At 46.9% G+C, this 20,179-nt stretch carries 17 protein-coding genes and 1 pseudogene; 11 read left to right on the forward strand and 7 right to left on the reverse strand.

The window, feature by feature from the left end; all coding sequences use genetic code 11:
* Positions 1-55 precede the first annotated feature (55 nt).
* Complete coding sequence (locus tag J07HQW2_RS08000) at positions 56-2,032, reverse strand: aconitate hydratase (RefSeq protein WP_021054937.1); 1,977 nt, start codon at positions 2,030-2,032, stop codon at positions 56-58.
* A gap of 419 nt (positions 2,033-2,451) precedes the next feature.
* On the opposite strand from J07HQW2_RS08000, the gene J07HQW2_RS08005 reads away from it, so the two are divergent.
* The 4 genes from J07HQW2_RS08005 (at position 2,452) to J07HQW2_RS08020 (ending at position 6,221) form a co-directional block, all read left to right on the forward strand.
* Positions 2,452-2,925 (forward strand): deoxyuridine 5'-triphosphate nucleotidohydrolase, encoded by a 474-nt coding sequence (locus tag J07HQW2_RS08005; RefSeq protein ID WP_021054938.1) that lies wholly within the window; start codon positions 2,452-2,454, stop codon positions 2,923-2,925.
* Between the two features lie 74 nt (positions 2,926-2,999).
* The gene (locus tag J07HQW2_RS08010; protein ID WP_021054939.1) at positions 3,000-4,232 is read left to right on the forward strand and encodes a proteasome-activating nucleotidase Pan2; all 1,233 of its coding nucleotides are present in this window, start codon (positions 3,000-3,002) and stop codon (positions 4,230-4,232) included.
* A 367-nt stretch (positions 4,233-4,599) separates the two neighbouring features.
* Entirely contained in the window at positions 4,600-5,076 is a 477-nt protein-coding gene (locus J07HQW2_RS08015; protein WP_021054940.1) for a pyruvoyl-dependent arginine decarboxylase, read from the forward strand.
* Positions 5,077-5,138: 62 nt separating this feature from the next.
* Positions 5,139-6,221 (forward strand): geranylgeranyl reductase family protein, encoded by a 1,083-nt coding sequence (locus J07HQW2_RS08020; protein ID WP_021054941.1) that lies wholly within the window; start codon positions 5,139-5,141, stop codon positions 6,219-6,221.
* Between the two features lie 135 nt (positions 6,222-6,356).
* On the opposite strand, the gene J07HQW2_RS08025 is transcribed toward J07HQW2_RS08020, so the two are convergent.
* Positions 6,357-7,478 (reverse strand): CAF17-like 4Fe-4S cluster assembly/insertion protein YgfZ, encoded by a 1,122-nt coding sequence (locus tag J07HQW2_RS08025; protein ID WP_021054942.1) that lies wholly within the window; start codon positions 7,476-7,478, stop codon positions 6,357-6,359.
* 139 nt (positions 7,479-7,617) lie between these two features.
* Positions 7,618-7,917 carry a DUF6432 family protein gene (locus J07HQW2_RS08030; protein WP_021054943.1) on the reverse strand — a complete coding sequence of 100 codons (300 nt, stop codon included), beginning with the start codon at positions 7,915-7,917 and terminating at the stop codon, positions 7,618-7,620.
* A gap of 156 nt (positions 7,918-8,073) precedes the next feature.
* On the opposite strand from J07HQW2_RS08030, the gene J07HQW2_RS08035 reads away from it, so the two are divergent.
* The 5 genes from J07HQW2_RS08035 (at position 8,074) to J07HQW2_RS08055 (ending at position 12,760) form a co-directional block, all read left to right on the forward strand.
* Positions 8,074-9,060, forward strand: a complete 987-nt coding sequence (locus J07HQW2_RS08035) for a DUF7093 family protein (protein WP_021054944.1) — start codon at positions 8,074-8,076, stop codon at positions 9,058-9,060.
* A 44-nt stretch (positions 9,061-9,104) separates the two neighbouring features.
* Positions 9,105-9,485: a DUF5611 family protein gene (locus J07HQW2_RS08040; protein WP_021054945.1), complete on the forward strand. Its 381-nt coding sequence runs from the start codon at positions 9,105-9,107 to the stop codon at positions 9,483-9,485.
* Between the two features lie 271 nt (positions 9,486-9,756).
* Entirely contained in the window at positions 9,757-10,725 is a 969-nt protein-coding gene (locus tag J07HQW2_RS08045; RefSeq protein ID WP_048075201.1) for an ROK family protein, read from the forward strand.
* 305 nt (positions 10,726-11,030) lie between these two features.
* On the forward strand, positions 11,031-11,381 hold the full coding sequence (locus J07HQW2_RS08050; protein ID WP_021054947.1) for a NifU family protein: 351 nt from the start codon (positions 11,031-11,033) through the stop codon (positions 11,379-11,381).
* Positions 11,382-11,773: 392 nt separating this feature from the next.
* Positions 11,774-12,760, forward strand: a complete 987-nt coding sequence (locus tag J07HQW2_RS08055) for a DUF5787 family protein (protein WP_048075202.1) — start codon at positions 11,774-11,776, stop codon at positions 12,758-12,760.
* Positions 12,761-12,774: 14 nt separating this feature from the next.
* On the opposite strand, the gene J07HQW2_RS08060 is transcribed toward J07HQW2_RS08055, so the two are convergent.
* Both J07HQW2_RS08060 and J07HQW2_RS08065 read right to left on the reverse strand, forming a co-directional pair.
* Positions 12,775-13,599, reverse strand: a complete 825-nt coding sequence (locus J07HQW2_RS08060; RefSeq protein WP_021054950.1) for an MBL fold metallo-hydrolase — start codon at positions 13,597-13,599, stop codon at positions 12,775-12,777.
* A gap of 11 nt (positions 13,600-13,610) precedes the next feature.
* Positions 13,611-15,094: pseudogene (locus tag J07HQW2_RS08065) on the reverse strand (ATP-binding protein).
* An 88-nt stretch (positions 15,095-15,182) separates the two neighbouring features.
* Between J07HQW2_RS08065 and J07HQW2_RS08070 the strand changes: the two are divergent.
* Positions 15,183-15,566, forward strand: a complete 384-nt coding sequence (locus J07HQW2_RS08070) for a hypothetical protein (RefSeq protein WP_021054953.1) — start codon at positions 15,183-15,185, stop codon at positions 15,564-15,566.
* Between the two features lie 173 nt (positions 15,567-15,739).
* On the opposite strand, the gene J07HQW2_RS08075 is transcribed toward J07HQW2_RS08070, so the two are convergent.
* Together J07HQW2_RS08075 and J07HQW2_RS08080 are read right to left on the reverse strand one after the other, a co-directional pair.
* A complete protein-coding gene (locus J07HQW2_RS08075; RefSeq protein ID WP_048075557.1) occupies positions 15,740-17,605 on the reverse strand; it encodes a cation:proton antiporter domain-containing protein in 1,866 nt (621 codons plus the stop codon).
* Between the two features lie 132 nt (positions 17,606-17,737).
* Complete coding sequence (locus J07HQW2_RS08080) at positions 17,738-19,030, reverse strand: glucose-6-phosphate isomerase (protein WP_021054955.1); 1,293 nt, start codon at positions 19,028-19,030, stop codon at positions 17,738-17,740.
* Positions 19,031-19,370: 340 nt separating this feature from the next.
* Here J07HQW2_RS08080 and J07HQW2_RS08085 point away from each other — a divergent pair, with 340 nt between their 5' ends.
* Positions 19,371-19,910 carry a DUF8056 family protein gene (locus J07HQW2_RS08085; protein ID WP_021054956.1) on the forward strand — a complete coding sequence of 180 codons (540 nt, stop codon included), beginning with the start codon at positions 19,371-19,373 and terminating at the stop codon, positions 19,908-19,910.
* Positions 19,911-20,179: the final 269 nt, after the last annotated feature.

The raw sequence follows: 20,179 nt of genomic DNA on the forward strand, positions 1-20,179 counted from the left end.
TCTATAGAACAAAAAACCGCCGGCTTATCGAATAAACGAGTACGTGAGTGTCGTTTCAGTCGTCTGCAGGTGCAGCACCACCGGTGTCGCTTTCATACTGCTGTTTCGTAAGTCGTAGTTTTCCACCTGCACTCAGAATACGGCGCTCACGTTCCGAGGCACCGAGTGTAGCAGTTGTTTCCCACTCATCGTTGACACGGACTGTGAATTCAGTCTCACCGTTGTCAACAGCCTCAGCAACATCAGTGACAATTTCAATATCATCACCCTGATTGATTCGTTCGTACGTTTTTTCATCAATTTGTAGCGGAAGAATTCCGAAATTGAATAGATTCGCTTTGTGAATACGTGCGAACGATTGTGCAAGAACGGACTCAACGCCAAGATACTGTGGACACATTGCTGCGTGTTCGCGTGAGGAGCCCTGTCCGTAGTTCTCACCAGCAACAAGGACACCACCGTCGGCTTCAATCGCACGCTGTGCAAACGTATCATCAACACGCGAAAGGGTGAACTCAGAGAGTTTTTGAATATTTGACCGGAACTTGAGAATATCAGAGGTCGCCGGGATAATATGATCTGTCGTAATATTATCTTGCATTTTCAGTAGTGTCTCACCGGCGATATCTGGACCAAGTGGTTCACCGATTGGCGCATCACCGATGTTTGGACCCTTGATCAAGTCATCATCAATGGATTCGGTTGGCTCGATAATATCGCTTTTTGAGCCATCGTAGGAATCAGGAAGTTCCATTCCTGGCGGCTCAAGATCATCAACTTCCTCAGCGAGATCTCGTGGGTCAACAATTTCACCCTTGACTGCAGCAGCTGCGGCTACTTCTGGTGAGCACAGATATACAGAGTCATCTTCAATGCCAGAGCGCCCTTCGAAATTCCGATTGAATGTTCGAAGCGACACGGAATCAGATGCTGGAACATGACCAATACCGATACAGGCACCACATGTTGCTTCTGAGAAGTTGACACCAGCAGCCATCATTTCAGCGGTCCAGCCCTGTCGGGCAAGCAGTTCGGATGCTTGTTTTGAACCTGGCGCCACGATCATCTCAGTCCCCATATCTATTTCCCGATCTTCGACCATCTTTGCCGCTGGAAGAATGTCACCATACCCGCCATTTGTACATGATCCGACAATAACTTGCTCAACGGACTTACCGGCAACTTCACGGACTGGCACGACGTTGTCTGGCATCGATGGTTTCGCAATAAGAGGCTCAAGCTCTGATAGGTCAAGAACGAGTTCATCAGCGTACTCGGCGTCTGTATCAGGTTCAAGCTCGACGTATTCATCTTCACGCCCCTGTCGAGCAAGATAATCATATGTTTGATCATCCGTTGGGAAAATCGAGGAGGTTGCACCAAGCTCGGTTCCCATGTTGGCGATTGTCGTTCGCTCGGGAACAGTGAGTGTCTCGACACCAGGACCGGTGTATTCGAATACCTTCCCGACCCCACCTTTCACTGATAACCGACGAAGCATCTCAAGAACGACATCTTTAGCTGTTGCCCATTCTGGAAGTTCACCTTCGAGACGAACATTCACGACTTCTGGCATCTCGACGTAGTATGCTCCACCACCCATGGCGACAGAGATATCAAGTCCGCCTGCTCCGATTGCAAACTGACCAAGCCCACCAGGTGTTGGCGTGTGCGAGTCAGATCCAAGCAGTGTCTTTCCAGGTGCTGCAAAGTTTTCTTTATGTACGTTGTGACAAATTCCATTCCCTGGTTGTGAGAAGTAAGCACCGTAGGTTCCCGCTGCCGAACGCAGGAAACGATGGTCATCAGTATTCTTAAAATCAAACTGATATGTTTGATGATCACAATACTGTGCGGCCAGTTCCGTTTGAATTTCATCAAGATCAAGTGCTTCAAACTGGAGCCAGACCATCGTGCCAGTCGTATCTTGCGTCAGTACCTGATCAATATCAATTCCGATTTCTTCGCCAGGCTCAAGTGTCCCTTCAACGAGGTGGTCATCAAGAATTTTTTCAGTAAGCGTTTGTCCCATAACGGTAACTAATCGGCGACCTATGAGTATAAATCCAATGTGTTTACCCACACAAGTGTGGCTCTTGTACACATATTAGGTATTAAGAAGCCGTATTACGCCAAATGTGAATAATACTGACTATGGCCAAACAGCAAGAACATACAGATATCTTTACTTCGGATGTACTGAATAATCAAGGTTTCTAACCATATCTCAACGCAGGAGGTGAATCATACAACTCAGAGTGAAGTAAATAACAATACATTATTTGTGTAGATATAATATCCTCTGTATTCGGTTTACATTTTTCTGACGTCTATGAACATATAGATGGCTTTCCGGATGGGATATATGAATCCATACTACTAAGATACTAAATATACACGTGAAAGAATGCAAAGATAGTATCTTATGTATGAGTTATTTGTAGTATCTGTATGTTTCGTGCTGGTGAGTTCACAGCAACACATGTTACTCCAACAGACGGTGAACAGGTACAGCCAAATGGTGTTGACCTCCGTATTTCGGATATTTTCACACAGCAAACTCCTGGTCGGATTGGGACTGAGAGTAAAGATATCGGAACACGTGAATCACTCACTGGACCAGAGGGTCTATTCAGTCTTGATCCAGGCGGCTATATCATAACATACGCCGAGCGAATTGCTGTTCCTAAAGAACATATTGGCTTTGTTTATCCGCGTTCGTCATTACTCCGGAATTCATGCATGCTTAACACTGCTGTTTGGGATGCTGGATATGAAGGTCGTGGTGAGGGGCTTCTTCAGGTTCATCACCCAGTTGAGCTTGAACACGGTGCACGAGTCGCACAATTTGTTCTCGCAGAGGCTGCGCATAGCTCGATGTACGATGGGAGTTATCAGCGCGAACGAATGAATAATACTGAGTGACTGCTTAGGTATTATATCGACGAATGTGATGACCCAAAGGCACATGTATATGTGACCGTAAATAAAAACAACCGATGTCACGGAGTCCGTCTCTCCCAGAGCGCCCGCGTCTAGATCTTGACCCCGAGATGTCAGACGCAGAACGACTTTCTGCAATCCGCAAGCATTACGAGCGACTACTTACGGTCAATGAAGAGCTTGATGAGCGATTAACTGATGCAACTGAGACACAGTCTGAACTGCAATCAGAAGTTGATAAGCTCAACCGACGAAATGAGACACTCAAGACTTCTTCATTATACCTTGCAAGTGTTGAGGAGCTCACCGACAATGGTGAGGTCGTCATCAAACAGCATGGAAACAATCAGGAAGTACTTACAGAACTTTCATCGCGTCTTGATGGAGATCTTGAGGCTGGTGACCGCGTCGCAATTAATGATTCGTTCGCAATTCAACAAGTGCTCGATGATGAGACCGACGCACGAGCACAAGCAATGGAGATTGATGCCTCACCACAGGTTACTTATGGGGATATTGGTGGAATCGACGACCAGGTCCGTGAAGTTCGTGAGGCAGTTGAAGATCCACTTACCAATCCCGAACTATTCGAGGAGGTCGGCGTCGAGCCACCATCGGGCGTGTTGTTGCATGGACCTCCAGGAACCGGAAAGACAATGCTTGCAAAAGCTGTTGCCAATGAAACAGATGCGACATTCATCAAGATGGCGGGTTCAGAGCTAGTTCGAAAATTCATTGGAGAGGGATCACGCCTCGTTCGTGACCTATTTGATCTCGCTGCTGAGCGTGAACCCGCAGTCATCTTTATTGATGAGATCGACGCCGTTGCTTCGAAGCGAACAGACTCAAAGACGTCCGGAGATGCTGAGGTTCAACGAACGATGATGCAGTTACTTTCAGAGATGGACGGCTTTGATGAGCGAGGAGAGATCCGGATTATTGCAGCAACAAATCGATTTGATATGCTAGATGAGGCGATCCTTCGTCCGGGGCGTTTTGATAGACTTATTGAAGTGCCAAAGCCTGCTCACGAAGGTCGCGAAAAGATCCTTGAAATTCACACTCGCGAAATGAATGTTGCTAATAATGTTGACTTCAGCGAGCTTGTATCGGATCTTAATGAGTACTCCGGTGCAGACCTTGCCTCACTGGCGACGGAAGCGGGAATGTTCGCCATTCGCGATGACCGCACTGAAGTGCGTCGGCGTGATTTTGATGATGCTCATGAGAAGCTTGAGGACTCAACCGAAGAGACAACAATCCCAGGACCAACGACGTATCAGTATTGATCAAAACTGAAACTGATACTGATAGGTATTCAATTATTAAATCAAGCGCACTGATTCAAACTGTCCGCTCTTGCAGAGGAGTTGGATTTGGTGCCAAATTATCGAATCGGTCGGAGGTCTATTGAAAAAATGACATTTTCTGCCGTAATTAGTATTCCATCGTTCAGTTATGACATATATCAATAAGTGTCTATGATAACACATGTCATCATCACGGAATTATCGACACTGAATTACATGAGTCTTCTCTACACTGCGAGTTCTCAGATGGATAAGATGAGAATTCTGGATTTAAATCGATGTATATATCTCGAAAGTAATCTATAAAATCGCAATCCATTATATCTTGTATCATCGCTGTTAGTGCGTGAAGAATATTTTTGTTGTTCGTGGAGTTGGACATGCGTCAACAGCAATGGCATCATATGACGCTGCACTCGCTGCAGCAAATGTTCACAACTATAATTTGACGACCATTTCTTCTGTAATCCCAGCCGAAGCGACTGTTGAGGTCGTTGAGTCTGCTCCAGACCTTGGTCCGATTGGAAATCAATTAACTGTCGTTGAAGCACGTGTAACGACTGCTGAATCTGAGCAGGTCGCTGCAGGACTTGGGTGGACAACCGGATCTGGTCCTGGGCTGTTCTATGAAGCGACCGGGACAGATCCTGAAATTGTCCGTCAGACAGTTAGCGATGGTCTTTCGTCTGGTGCGACACTTCGCGATTGGTCAGTCGATAATCGTCAGGTGATAGTTGAAACCGCAGAGGGGCGTCCAGACACTGACAGTTACACGAGTGTTATTGTCGTTGCTGCATACGGAGAAAGTGGATCATTGTTTTGAGACTGACTAATTTGTATCCAATGACAAACAATATATTATAATAAAGCTGATACCGATATATTATGTATGACTTTGCGGTAGTCGGGGTTGGTCCAGCAGGAGCTCGATTTGCCCGTGAAGCCGCTACTGCAGGTTACGATGTTATCGCCTTCGAGCGAGGGACAGTCGGAACACCACTTGCCTGCTCTGGACACGTGAGTACAGATATTTGGGAGTATGTGCCAGATGAAAAAAAGGCGGAACTCAGGCAAAATGAGATCCATGGGGCTCGATTTCATGTTGGTGGTCCGCAGACTGATTCACACCCATTCTATAAACGCGAAGCGGTGTCAAATGTCATCGATCGGGTTGATCTTGACAAAACACTTTCAACAGCAGCACAAGAGTGTGGAGCTGATGTACGAGAAGAACATACCGTGACAGATATTAATGAAAAGCATAGTGGAGTCACTCTTACCGTTTCTCATGGTGAGGGTGAAGAGAAATTCCACGCACGGATGGTTGCCGGATGCGACGGACCTATTTCTCGCGTTCGTCGGCAGTCAGGGCTTCCTGAGCCACATGAACTATTACATGGTGTCCTTGCGTTTGATTCGACGGTTGATAATGCAGACTTTGTTGATGTTCACTTGACTGCCCCACAGTTCTTTGCATGGCGGATTCCTCGAGGGAAAGCAGGGGTTGAGTATGGACTTGCGGCACCACCAAGTGAGTCAGTGCCGGAGCTTTTTGATCAGCTGACAGACACATATAATGTTAAAACAGAGCAATTCTGTTCAGGAGCAATCCCGATTGGACCACCCAATCGAATTCACACTCGTCGTGTATTTTTAATTGGTGACGCTGCAGCACAGACGAAACCGTTCACTGGTGGTGGAATTCTATATGGAATGACAGCAGCAGACGCAGCCGCTGCAACGATTGAGCCGGATGATCCGGCGACACTCCGTGATTATGACCAAGCTTGGCGAGAAGAGTTGTCGAGTGAGATTGCGCTTGGACGGTGGATCCGACGAGCATATTCGCTTCCGCCAGTGGTTCAACAAGCTGGTCTTCGCGCACTCTCCGGTGAGATTGCTGTGCACATGGATCGACCATCATCGCTATTTTCACGAGACCAGCTTCGGGCGCTTGTCGGCAGGTAAATTCTCTTAGGTTTGTAGAGTCGCATCTTGTGGTATTTATTACTAAACCGCGTGAAATGGTAGTATGCGATCACTCTAAGCACTGAGATAACTACTGTATGAGCAACGATTTACAATTAATGCTCAATATACACACTACATATCTGTTTTAGCGGTTAGTTCGGGATATGTCGGTATCCGAGCAGAAACAGCACTTCCCTCAACAAATGGAAGTGTTTTTATTGTAGCCTCAATCGAAGCACCATCATCTGAGATAACAGTTATTTTCTTATCGTCGGTAAGTTTCGTATTGAATTTAATCAGTGCGAGTGCAATTGATGTCTCAATTGATGGACTTTCGACGACACTTGTTATCGTTCCGACACTATTTTTATCAACAGTGACTGTTGAGTCTGTCTCAACTATCTGATTTAATTGGAGACCAATAATTCGTTTACTCGGTTGTCCACGGTTTTCGACTTTTGAGACAACTTCCTGTCCGATATAACAGCCTTTCTCGAAGTCAAGGGCATTCCGGACACCGAGAACATTTGGAATTTGATCAGCAAGTTCCGTTTCAAACCGCGGTGTCCCTGCTTCAACGGCGAGTGCATTCCACACTTGATACCCGAATGGGACCCCATTTAATCCATATGTTAATAATGTCTCAAAGATACGATCAGCGACATCAGCACTACAGACAATTTGATAATTTTCCTCACCGAGGGGATTGTCACCAGCGATGACCGTGACGCCCTCATCGCCCATTGACCCACGTACAAACGTTAATGATGGCTCAGGGGCACCAGCCCCATTGAGAACACTTGCAACTTTTTCAGTAGACTGTGGACCGTGCACACCGAAGACAGCAAATTCCTCAGAAGCGAGGTTTATCTGAACATCTTTGATAAAGACACGATCAGACCACTGATCAACAATCTCTGCTGCGACATTCGGTGGTGTGAAACAAAGGAGTCGCTCATCCGCATTATACACATAAATATCAGCTTCAATTCGCCCATTCGGATCAAGGAGGAGTGCATATACCCCCTGTCCATCGCTCGTTGGAACCTGATTTGAGAGTGTATCATCGACAAACTCGACTCGGTCATCGCCTTCGACTGTGATGATACCGTACCCTCGTTCAATAATCCCAGCGCCCTTTCGAACTGCAAGTGCTGTCCGGTCAGGGCGTCCATAATCACGAACGACTTGACGCCCGCCGCGCTGTTCAAACATCGCGCCGTGGTTGTCATGTATCTCTGTCACAACTGTCATAATTGGTTGTTTATTTTGAACATAGAAAACACTCTCTTGTCTATTTATGTCATCAAATTCGGTCTGCTGGATCAGGTGCCCACAGGCAGCGAGGAGGCCATGATACTGGTCTGGCTGTCGGATCTGTTACGAACACAGATCATAATCCAAATTTTTCCCGGAGCGTATCGACAAGGGTTTTCTCGGGTTGAGTCTCTGCATCAGGATTGGGAATAACGCGATCGGCAGCACGTATGACGACGCGATCATCTCCATTCTCGACGCAAATAAGATCATCTGATTTGAGCGTTGCGAGCGCATCTTCAATTGTATCAATATCAACGTCGGCAGCTGCACGGATTTCAAAAACAGTCATCCCTTCATCAGCGCGGTCAGCGAGCGCATCGAGAACAGCTACTTCGACATCTGGACGATCTCTAAATTCGCGCCGCGCTCTCATAAATATTTATTCAGTCCCATCAGTTTTACACGTTTCGAGGCTTCCCGCTCATCATGTCGATTATAATGACTGTCGCGAGTTTGTTTATTATAGAATGTCTGTCACCCGTCAGACAGAGGCATAGATTTTTTGCGCTCAGCGTCGGAACGGCGATTGATGGGACTTACATGTCGGTTCCTTGGTCATACCTTCGGCGACCCTGAGATTGAACATACCCGCGAGGAACGTGGTAACGAAGTTGTTGCCACGGTGAGAAAAACACAAACCTGTAATCGGTGCAATATTGAACAGATTATCAGCCAGAACAAGGAAGTAACCGCTATTCGACCGACTGAGACCGATGAAATCGACACATCGGATGGTGGTGAGACCAACACATCCTCCAGTGGGTGGGAGAGTGCCCCGGATCGTGCGCATGTACGTGTTGATGATTCAATGGATACATCACAAGATGACTCGCCGGTCGATGATGCTGTCATACTCGATAACGGGGAAACAGAGCATGATGAGACACAGTGGCCTGCAGATACCGAGATATCTGCACGCGCAGATGCAGAGGAATCAACGACAGTTGAGCAGGACGGCGAATCCTCACCAGAGCAATATACTGACACCGGTGCAGAAATACTTGACCCTAACACAACTGGGGAGACCGCAACAACATCCAATACCGATACGATGCAAGAAACAAGCACAAAAGAAGATATGACGACTTCATCAGGTCGCACTCGGAAAGAATGGTCCACAAGCGAGCGCAATACTTTGGATGCAGAGAGTCAGACAGCTCCAGAACCGTGGCCAGACCTACCAGGTGAGGATGAAGGATATACTGCACAGCCAGATGCTGACCGTGTGTCGATTGAGTTTGGTGGTGAGGGGCTGACACCACAGGTCGAGAGCCGATCAGCAGAGAGTGAATCAAAACAGATTGAAACCGATCTGAGTGCGCGTGATGATACAAAACCACGGTCATTTACCCATGTCTCAGAAACCAGTAGACCGGAGTCAACAGTTCCAGATTCTCGTGTTGAATTATACTGCCCACATTGTGAACATTCTCATCCGGCGGATATTTCATCAATGCGCGCCGGTGATATCTGTCCAGAATGTCAGAATGAATATATTAACGAAAGAGAACGGTAAGTAATGACGAAACAAGTAAACCGCCTCCTGTCGAATCGCGGTATATGAAGGAGTACAAGATGCGTCGAGGGGAAACACTCGCTGATCGCATCCCAGAAATGAAGACAACAATCGAGTCATATTTTGGTTCAATCACTGATACAGAATCATACAACGGAAGTGATCTGTACGTTGTGGATGAACCAGACAATCCAGTTTTTCAACGGATTATTGCTGGTGACGTATCGTATAATAGTAAAAAAGATACGCTTGCTGTCGATTTTGTCGAACGTGACCCAAGCGAACTTGATCCCGATGACCTTGCTGCCGCAAGCGATGCAGTTGATGCGAAAAATACCTTTTTGAAGGAGGCAACTGGACGAGACGCAAAGTCACGTCGTGAGTCGATGAAGCGTGCTGTTGAGGATGATGCCCCTGATTATTAGTGATATAGCGATTTGAACGATGCTGACACCTGAGTGTGTCTACTATTGGTCATCACAGCAGGTAGAATCTCGGCGCGAGTAGGGTTCATAGCTAGGGATGCAATAGTATAATATGAATTTGAAATATAATATAGCTATCATATAAGTACAAAATTGTATAACAACAAACTGGTCTCATGTTGATAAATATAGACTATCAAATAGAGCTGAACAGTATTTCACTCAGTCTGAATCCATTTAACTAAGTGGTGGGATGCCTCCACATGAACTAATGGCCTACTACGTGGGCGTTGACCTTGGCGCAACCAACGTCCGTGCGGTCGTCGCTAGTGAGGACGGATCGACATGTGGTCGCGGTGATGATACGACGCCGAGTGGTCCAACAGGTATTGCGGTTACAGAGGCAGTTCTCGGTGTCGTTCGTGAGGCGTGCACCGACGCAAATATTACGCCTGACTCCGTCTCAGCGGCTGGAATTGGTGCGATCGGTCCGCTTGATCTTGCCGCCGGAGCCGTTGAGAATCCCGCAAATCTTCCGGATACAATTGATCAAATTCCACTTACTGGTCCAGTATCAGTGTTGCTTGATACAGAGCAGATATTCCTTCATAATGATACGAATGCAGGGGTGATTGGTGAACGGTTTTTTGCTGATCGAAATCCAGACGACATGGTATATCTCACGATATCATCAGGGATTGGAGCGGGGGTATGTGTTGACGGCAGCGTCCTCACCGGATGGGACGGGAACGCCGGTGAAATTGGACACATGACTGTTGACCCACAGGGTCGGTTAACTTGTGGGTGCGGACACGATGGTCATTGGGAGGCATACTGTTCAGGAAACAGCATTCCACAGTATGCGAAGCGACTACATGCAAGAAACCCAATTGAGACAGCAATCCCAATCGATGATCCAGCACTCTCCGCAGCTGATGTGTTTGCGTGCGCACCTGATGATGAGTTCGCGGCATATGTGCTTGATCAACTCGCACACTGGAATGCAATGGGTGTTGCCAATATTGTTCATGCATACGCACCCCTGGTCATCTACGTCGGTGGCGCCGTTGCATTGAATAATCCTGACGCAGTGTTGCAACCAATCCGTGAACGAATGGATGAGATGGTTATGTCGAATATTCCTGAAATAAAGCTGACGACACTTGGTGATGAGGTGGTCGTCCGTGGGGCACTCGCAAGTGCACTGACCGCTGGCACTGGGGATCGATCACAGATGTGAATGTTAGACAGTATAAAATCGTGAGCGTGCCGGTGGATTCTCATGTCTGATCAGAAATGATAATCGACGGTGGTTTTCTACAGATGAACAAGGCGGGTGCCTTGGAGTTTGACCCCAGGGGACTTCGCTCCTATTTCAATATTATCTGATGTCTACAAACTCAAGACAATCTGGCAACTCAGCTATTCAGAGTCTATGATGAATTAATATTGAGCGAATAATCAACCATGATATACTTTTCTACAGGGTCCTTTTTGTTGGGTCCAACCGCAAGTTTCCATATCCTTGCCCTCAAAGTGATATTGATGAGCGAATCCGATCAAACTCAAACACAAACTGAATCACTTCGTCACCGTGTTGAAAATTGGATGGTTGGTCAGATGCCAATTATACAGATGCATGGTGGTGAAAGCGTTGTCCGGAAAGCCGACCCTGAGACCGGCGAGGTAGTTGTTGAACTCGGTGGTGCATGTGCGGGTTGTGGAATATCAAATCTCACTGCTGAGAATATTAAATCGGATCTGATCATGGACTTCGATGATGTTGAAGATGTCCGCGTGAAAGTCCCAAGTTCCGGTGATCATGGTAATAGTACGGTCGAAGGTGGTCGTGGCGGAGAGATACAGTATGGTGGTGGCGATACAGGACATTTCTGAGTCAATCAATACGGTTTCGTCACTCAATGTAGCGAGTCAGTGTGCAGCGAACACTCTAAGTAAGTGCTTATGCTGAACAATATTTCTCATCATATAATTATGATGCACGTTTCGAGACATCAATGATGGCGTGTATGTCATCTTGTTACTGCTAATGGTAAGCCTCCGGACACAGGTAGGGACAGAAAGGCACTGAGATGATCATAAACGTATGGATGAATACGATCGGTATATATTTTCACTGGCACAGTGACACTGCTGCAGATCTCAAAACGTAAATATAAATATAAGCATATTGAGGCATCATATTGTTATTCCTGAACGAGATGCCACACCCGGAGCACTCATGAGGTATCAAAGTAGTAACTAACATTAATTGAGGTAACTCACGCATCTCGCTACCACACACATCAGATCAAGAGGAGTTTACATTTGAGCTTGCACTCTGTTCACATCTCGAAGCAACAACGGAATGGGTAATTAGCCGACAGCTTGGCGCTGCTGTTGCGCACCCTGGTCGTCGAGTTATCGACATCTGTGGTGTTGTCCCAGGTTCCGACTTTGATACTCGTTCAAGCATTACTGATACCCGGATTCCTGAGCGAGCAGTCGCAGGTCCGGCTGGTGTAGGTACATCTGTTCGGCGATCGAATGCTATTGATGGGTCACCGCAAACAACAGAAGCTGCCATTGAACAAGCGATTGCTGCGGATTTCTTCACTGTTGAGAATCATTCTGGACATGATCACATTAGACAAACAACAAGATATCCCACAGAATGGTTTGACCGACTCATTGGAATTGAGAACAAACCAGATCTTACCCGACCAGGAGATCTTACCCGACAATTGCGAGTAGATATCTCACTTGGTCTCTTTAATACAGTAATCCTAGCGACAGAAACACATGTGACACGTGCTCATTTGAATAGGATTCCTGACGCAGTTGGTGTCTGGCAATTCGATTCAGACACAGACGACCGTACGGTCATCAGACAACCAGCAGAGCTCAAAACAGAGACACCTGGAATTGAGCTTGGCTCTGATCATTCAGATCATACAGAAGTTCATCCCGTGAGCAGTAAAGAAAAACTGCGTGCACGTCGTCGAATCGCTGAGCGAGCGTATGGTAAGGGGTGGCGAAATTATACCCTTCCAACATGTGCACACGCTGAAACACAACCAGATGGAAGACCATACTGTGCAAAATTCGACTGTGTGATCAATCCTGCACAGAGTTGTGATACTGACTGTCCAGAATATACACACGCAGAGCCACCAGACTGGGATAAAAATATATTGCGTGATACACGTTCACCGTGGACACATAACCCACCTGGCGTTCGACGCAGACAATCTGGACTTGACCGGTTCAGATGAGCCAACTAGACTCGCTATAACTCGTATACCTCACCATCGACGGCAAGTGGATCTTCAAACGCTTCTTCAGCAGGATAGTAATGTCCAGTGTGTACAAGTCTCGTTTTATTTGCATCAAGCGTTGTTGCAAGATCGCGTGCCCCCTCGCGTGTCATATGTTTAGTTCCAAACGTTCGGGGGATCCCATCCTCAGTGTGATGTTTCCCACCGTGTGGATGGTGTTTGCACATCGAAGCAGGAACAATAGCATCTGCGAGGAATAAGTCCGGGTTTGATAATGCGTCCTGTGAATCAGGAGGAACTCCATAGCTTGTATCGCCAGAGAGTGATAGTTTTGTTTCAGTTACAGGATCCTCAATCACGACCCCATAGCAGTATAGTGGCGGATGATCAACAGGAACGAGTTGGATATTTAGACCACAGACTTCAAACACCTCAAATGGAGAATGTGGATTGATTGTGACCTGATCAAGATATCTATATTTTCTCGCGACAGTCTCAGAAACGCTTTCATCTGTCTTTGGATCGGTCTCGTTTGCTGCATGGATCGGTAGGTCATCACAGAGCCGGTAGGCATTCCCAAGTCCATCGAGATGATCGAAATGAATGTGCGTGATGACACCAGCGTCGGGGAATGAAACATCACGCTGAAGAAATTGCTGTCGAAAGTCTGGGCTAAAATCGATAAGGACCGATTTATTTCGGCGAGTATTTTCAATATGGACAGAAAATCGGGTTCGTTCGATACCGCGTTGTCGCGCGTGCTCGCAGGTATCGCAATCGCATCCAACGGTTGGTGTTCCAGTCGTATCCCCCGTTCCGAGTAGTGTGACCCGCATTATGAGTTATATCAGTGATCTTGGACATGGTCATGATCGTGATCATGGTCGTGGTCAGTTTCAGTTGAATCCGTTTTGCCACTTCCATCGCCTGCAACTAGCTGATCACCATCAGACATCATATTCATATTCTTCAAGTTATCACGCTCTTCGAAGTCTTCGACTGCATTGACGATATCATTCTGTGTGAGAGTTGTACGCTCTTCAGTCAGCGCATTAAGTACAGCCTCACGAAGCACCATCCGAAGGTCCGATCCGGTAAGTCCATCAGTTCGTTCTGCGATTGATGTTGGGTCAAATTCGGCGATATCCATTCGGTCAGTAATAATCTTGAGGATATCAGCTCGCATATCTCGGTCGGGTTTCGGGAAATTGACGATCTCATCGAATCGTCGCCACGCTGCTGCATCAAGTTGGTCCGGATGGTTTGTTGCACCAATTAAGATGACCTCATCACGAATTAGAGAGATATCATCAATGCTTTTCAGTAGCGTGTTGACTGCTCGCTTGAGCGCTGCATGCTCATCTGAACGACGTGTTTTTGCTACCGAGTCAAACTCATCGATAAACAGAATACACGGTGACAGCCGTTTTGCTACCTCAAAAGTTTTTTCAACATTTTTCGCCGTCTCACCGAGATACTGACTGGTGATCATCGATAGTTTAACCTCGACAAATGGGAGCTCTAACTCGTGTGCAAGTGCTCGTGAGACGGTTGTTTTTCCTGTTCCTGGTGGACCAACGAATAAGATCTTTCCAATTTCACGCAGTCCAATGTTTGCGAGATACTCACGATGTTCAATCGCTTTCATCAATTTCTTGATTTCACCTTCTTGATCTCCAGTCAACACGAGATCGTTGAGTGTCATCTCAATTTCTTCAGGGGCTCTGACTTGGACAAGATCAAGCATCTCCGCGTCTTCATCCTCATCATCGTCAAAGTACTGCTCAAGCAGACTATCAATCCAGACACGGTCGGCATGAATCGGACGCGTATGTTCACGTGCCTCCGTATGTGTGATATCAACTTCGTCGTGATCCTCGATAGCGGCTGCAATTGTTGCGTTTGTCTGTAATCGTTCGTGGTCTGCTCGATCCAGATACCACTCAATCGCCATATCAGGTTGGGTTAATGAAATACGACCAGAGAAGTCCTCTCGTTGAGTAAACAAGAGATCAGAGACTGCATCCCAGGGATGCTCAACGCCGGTCGCTTTCCGCGCAACAGTGTTCGTCACAACAAGCGGTCGCTCAATGCCAACGGGCATATTTGTCGTATCATCAGAGAGGTTCGCAGATGGCCTCTGAACCCGAACCCGAACACGGTAGTAGCATCGGCAGCGGTTTCGCTGTCGCTGTCGCTATCGTCACCTCGCTCCGTCCAGAACACTCTTCGGTACCGTGGGGGGAGATCGTTTTCATCTCGATCGCGGTCCTCGGTATAGAGATGCGCTGTGAGGAGAAACTCGATAATTTCGAGAGCCCGGTCACTCATCCCACTGAAGTAACCGTCACACTTGTATAAGCGCGTCGAAAGTCTGGATTGAACACACTCTTGTCCTCACGGACTCATAGCAACAACGATGACGAGACGACGCAACCCGCCGTCTGTTTCGACTTCGTCCACATCATATTCATCACTTCCGTCAATGGCGTCAAAATCAAGCGCTGATGCTGATATGGATACGACGAATAAGACTACCACGAGCGTTGATACGACTCCTCAATCATCGGCAGGGCAGACACGGGATACTGAGTCAGTACAAAAACAGGGACTTACACTCGGAACGGTATGTGTCATTGCAGGTGGTTTATTGATGATGTGGATTGTTTCGGATTCATCATTTCCACAGCCTGCATTCGATTCCGTGCAGTGGTATGCTCTGTTAGCGTTTGTCATTATTTACTGGGCAGTCACCGTTCGATGGATCCGCACACAAAACTTCAGAATAACGACTGATGATTAATTTTTGCACACAATCTCTACTTGCATGCATTATACTGCGATATCAATCTCATGGATGTCTGATATCTTTTGATTGATACATTTGTATTACCCACTGATGAGGGTCCTTGTCATGACCGCAGCAGATTATCCGATTTTGATTAATTTATGATATGTGTATCCTCGAAGTATAGATTATCTATCCGGGTGAATGAATCTAATCGCATCCCTAACCTCATCACGACCACCAATGATGGTAACCTGATCACCATGTTCGAGGGTAAAGTCGGCCTCAGGAACGCGGATATTACCATTTCGTTTAACCAATGCAATGAGTGAGTCCGGGGGTAGCTCCGGACCGACATCGCGGATTGGTCGTCCGATGAGGTTTTCGGATGTAACTTCGATCTCTTGGATGTCCCCGGAGTATCCGATTTCACCCATCCAGTCCATCATTGCTGGTCGTTCAATGTAGTTGTCCAATGCCTGTGCGGTAGCAAGCGCCGTCGAAATGCTTCGAACACCTAGATCTTCGAATGCCTCAGCATTATCAGGGTTATTGACCCGAGCAAGGATTGTTTCAGGATCAAACTTTGAGCGTGTAAGTTGTGACACCAACAAATTAACATCATCGTCACCGGTTGCACCCACGACAATCCGAGCACTATCACCGCCAGCGGACGCGAGCACATCGGTATCGGTCCCATCGCCGTGATGGACAGTAAAGCCCTCATTTCGAGCAACTTCAACGGTTTCCTGTGATTGTTCAATAAGCACTACATTCTCTCCACGGTCTTCAAGACGATCAGCGAGCGCACGACCAACTGTCCCGCCTCCAACAACAATGACACGCATTGGTATGATATCAAGGTACTCTGCAATTTGTCTGGCGAAACCACCCTCAGCAACGACGGTTATGAGAATAACTAAAAATACCGTCCCGACAAGTATATTCGCTGCCTGATTCATGCCAGCGTCTCGAAGTTCAATAGCGAACAGAGTCGCAACCGATGCTGGAATGATCCCTCGTGGACCAACAAGACTCATGAATAATCGCTCACCTGCATTGAATCGGTTTCCACGTGTTGAGATAAACACAAGCAGCGGTCGCAAGACGAGCGCGACAATAACAGTAATTCCAAGACCGGGAAGACCAATTGTTCGAAGAATTTCAAACTCTAAGAGCGCAGCTAGTGCAATAAAAACAAATGAAAGGACAATGAGCGTGATGTCTCCTTTAAATGCTGAAATGTCAGCTTCATATGGGATATCGATATTCCCGAGGATAATACCTGCAGTTGCGACAGCAGCAATCCCGGCCTCTGTGGCGATGAAGTCTGCTGTTCCATATGCAACGAGAGCGCCTGCTAATACGAGTAATCGAGCATTTCGGGGAGCATTCCCGGGCGAGAGGTCGATATATTGAAGCCCATATACTAACAGCGCAGCCACAACTGCACCGATAAGTAAGCCAATTCCAAGCCGCTCGATGAATAATTGTAGTAATGCCCCTGGCTGTGTTATCCCAGCAGTAATCGCTTCAAAAATTACAACAGCAAGGATCGCCGCCGTAACGTCATTAACAATTCCCTCTGTTTCAAGCGCAGCCTCTACACGGTCACGAACTGGAACAACCTCAAGGATTGGTGTAACAACCGTTGGTCCGGTCGCAACGAGCAGTGCGCCTACAAGAAAAGCAACATCCCAGCTTGTTGAAAGTAGAAAACGAACGGTTGTAGCTGTCCCAATAAGTGCAATTCCAGCTCCGATTGTGACGAGTTTGAGTGTCGCTGTCGGAGCTTCTCGGAGTTTTTGTATCCGAAGATGGAAGGCGCCCTCAAAGACAATAATCGCGACTGAAAGTCCGACGATAGCGCTAAGTGCACTTCCAAATGAATCTGGTCCAACAACACCGAGTACTTCAGGTCCTAGTAAAATCCCCGCAGCAATCAGGAAGACAACGCTTGGAACCTGAAATCGGTCTGAGAGAATCTGTGCGATAACCCCAATTGCAATGATCGCAGCCACAACAGCAATAAGATTACCATCGGCACCCGCCATTATATCACCCTCATATATATACATGAATTTTCCAGACGCTCATAAGCCCACATGTATTGTTCCAAACTTCTCAAAGTGATAATCAGTAGACATTAACTACATCTGATACTGACTGAGATACATATGATCGCATTATTCAATTCGAAGCGTCGGTTTGTTGGCAATAGCCGCTGTCTCTGTAAATTCATCCTCTCCAAGCAATCCCCGAGCAGCTCGCTTTCCCCACTCAACAGCCGGCTGTGTAAACGTCGGCACTGACGCAAGCTCACCATAGCATATACACGCCGCCTCAAACTCGTAGAGCAACGCTCCAAGGCTCTGTGCATCGACAGCATCAATCTCAACGCGTATGGTTGGGATATTAGCATCAACAAGACTCGCTTCTGTTGCCTCGAATTCAGCGTCAAGAAGCGCCCCGAGGTCTGAACCATCGAGATATGAGAGACCATCGAGATCACTTGAGGGGATTGGGCATGATGACCGGTTGCGTGGTCGGATAAGTGTAATAACTTTATCATGTGGTCCCGCACGATATAGTTGCAACTGAGAGTGTTGATCAGTCGCACCAAGTGCTCGAACGGGTGTTTGCCCACGATTATCTTTGCCAAGACTCTCAGCCCATAACTGTGCGAACCACTCAGCAAATGTTTCAAGCTTCTCAGCATATGGCATCATTACATTCGTTTGTGCCCCTCGCGTTGCAAGCGCATATGTGGTTGCACCGTAGGCGTATGCTGGTGTTTCAAATAATGACCCACTAAGCTCGGCTGCGGCGTCTGCAGCACCGGCAATCACTTCACTGACCGGGATTCCCTGAAGCGCTGCGACAACGAGTCCAACAGTTGATAGCACAGAAAACCGCCCAGGAACTCCCTCTGGGACTGCCAGCGAAGGTAGAGATTCTGAGTCAGCTAACTGCCGAAGATTTCCATCCGTGCCTGTCGTCACAATAGTCCGCTCTGTCCAATCAACACCAGCGTTCGTCATCGCTTTACGAACGACAAGGAAGTTCGAGAGAGTTTCTGCCGTCGTTCCCGATTTTGAGACTACATTAACTACAGTTTCTGATAGTGGTATTGACTCCAGTACACGCGAAGTGGAATCTGGATCAGTATTATCAAGTACGTGCACCGATGGTGCGGTATCATCGCCGAGTGCGTTAACAAGCGTTGCCGCACCTAGAGCACTTCCGCCAATGCCAATAATAAGGATTGCGGTTGGATTCTCAAATGACGCAACGGCATCATGAATTGCTGTTACATCCACCGTTTCGGGAAGATTCAATGCTGTATAGCCAAGTTCGTTATTTCGACGTCCTTGTTCGATCCGCTCGTGTGCTGTGGCAACTCGCTCATCAAGTCGTTCAAGACCGTCTTGTGTAACACCAGGTGTCGCATCAAACACTGTACCAATATCAACTTGCATACCGGATTGAGTGGTGCCCGCTGAAAAAAAGTGAGTATTATTGCTCAGTCAGTTGATAGTAATAAGTACAGACAATGCAAATCACAGGCAAATGCGAACATTGGATAATTGATCAATTTTTTCGGCTGCTATCTTATTGCAAAAGAAAGGTGAGTGAGTATCAGTTTAGCTGACGAGAAGAGCAAATCTCGAAGAGTTAAAATAATTCTCACACATAATACAAATCATCAGCGATGAGTTATCAATTGGTGAGCATATTTCAAACATATAATTAATGGATTGGAACCTGATCTGTACTGAGTAAGGAAATTAGACTATTGATAACATTCAATCATAAATAATGGCTGCTGAATATGACGGTATCATCGGTGCGTTTTCGTATGCATTCCGTACGAGTACATCACGATTATTTAAATTGTATGTCTTGGTCAGTGGAATCGCAACGACAGGTATTGGAATCTTCATCGTCATTGCACTCGTTGTGTTGATTGGGCAGACAGCAAGTATTCAGGGGGGGTCACTAACCCTCTCGCGAGCATTCTATGTCGTTGTTGGATTGTTTATTGTTCTTCCAGCTGTCGCACCCACGCTTGCGATTGCCCGGCGGCACCGACAGGGAATCACCGCTTCAAAACGGCTTGAGGCTGCTGTTGCTGTAGCTGGATTTGTATTCTTATTATCATTATACCTAGGGGTCGTTGCCTCAATGCCGGCAACATTCAACATCGATGGTGAGACAGTCACCCGCCCGCCAGCGTCCGGGACCGGAGTGTTTGAACCACTTATCACTGGATTGTATGCAGTCCCAGCTGGACTCTCTTGGACTGTTCCACTGGTCGGCGCAAGCTGTATTGCAGGCACATATTGGCTATTTCGCTAACTCTATTAGAGGACGTGCCCGGCGTCGTCAGGTGATTTCCTATGTTATGTGTATACTCTGAAGTACTCACATACTGTGGATTCAGATGCTAAACGGCGGTAACATCAATCAATCCGGGACCAAAATTTATTAGACATGATTTCGCTGACTCACTATCATCATCAAACGAGCTGAAACACAGATGTAGTCTTCATTTTATCTAATCATCTACTGCTCACCAATCTCGATAGCTTCACAAAACCACAAAACCCCTCCCAGTGTATACGTTA

It is taken from the genome of Haloquadratum walsbyi J07HQW2, from assembly GCF_000415985.1.
Lineage (GTDB): Archaea > Halobacteriota > Halobacteria > Halobacteriales > Haloferacaceae > Haloquadratum > Haloquadratum walsbyi_B.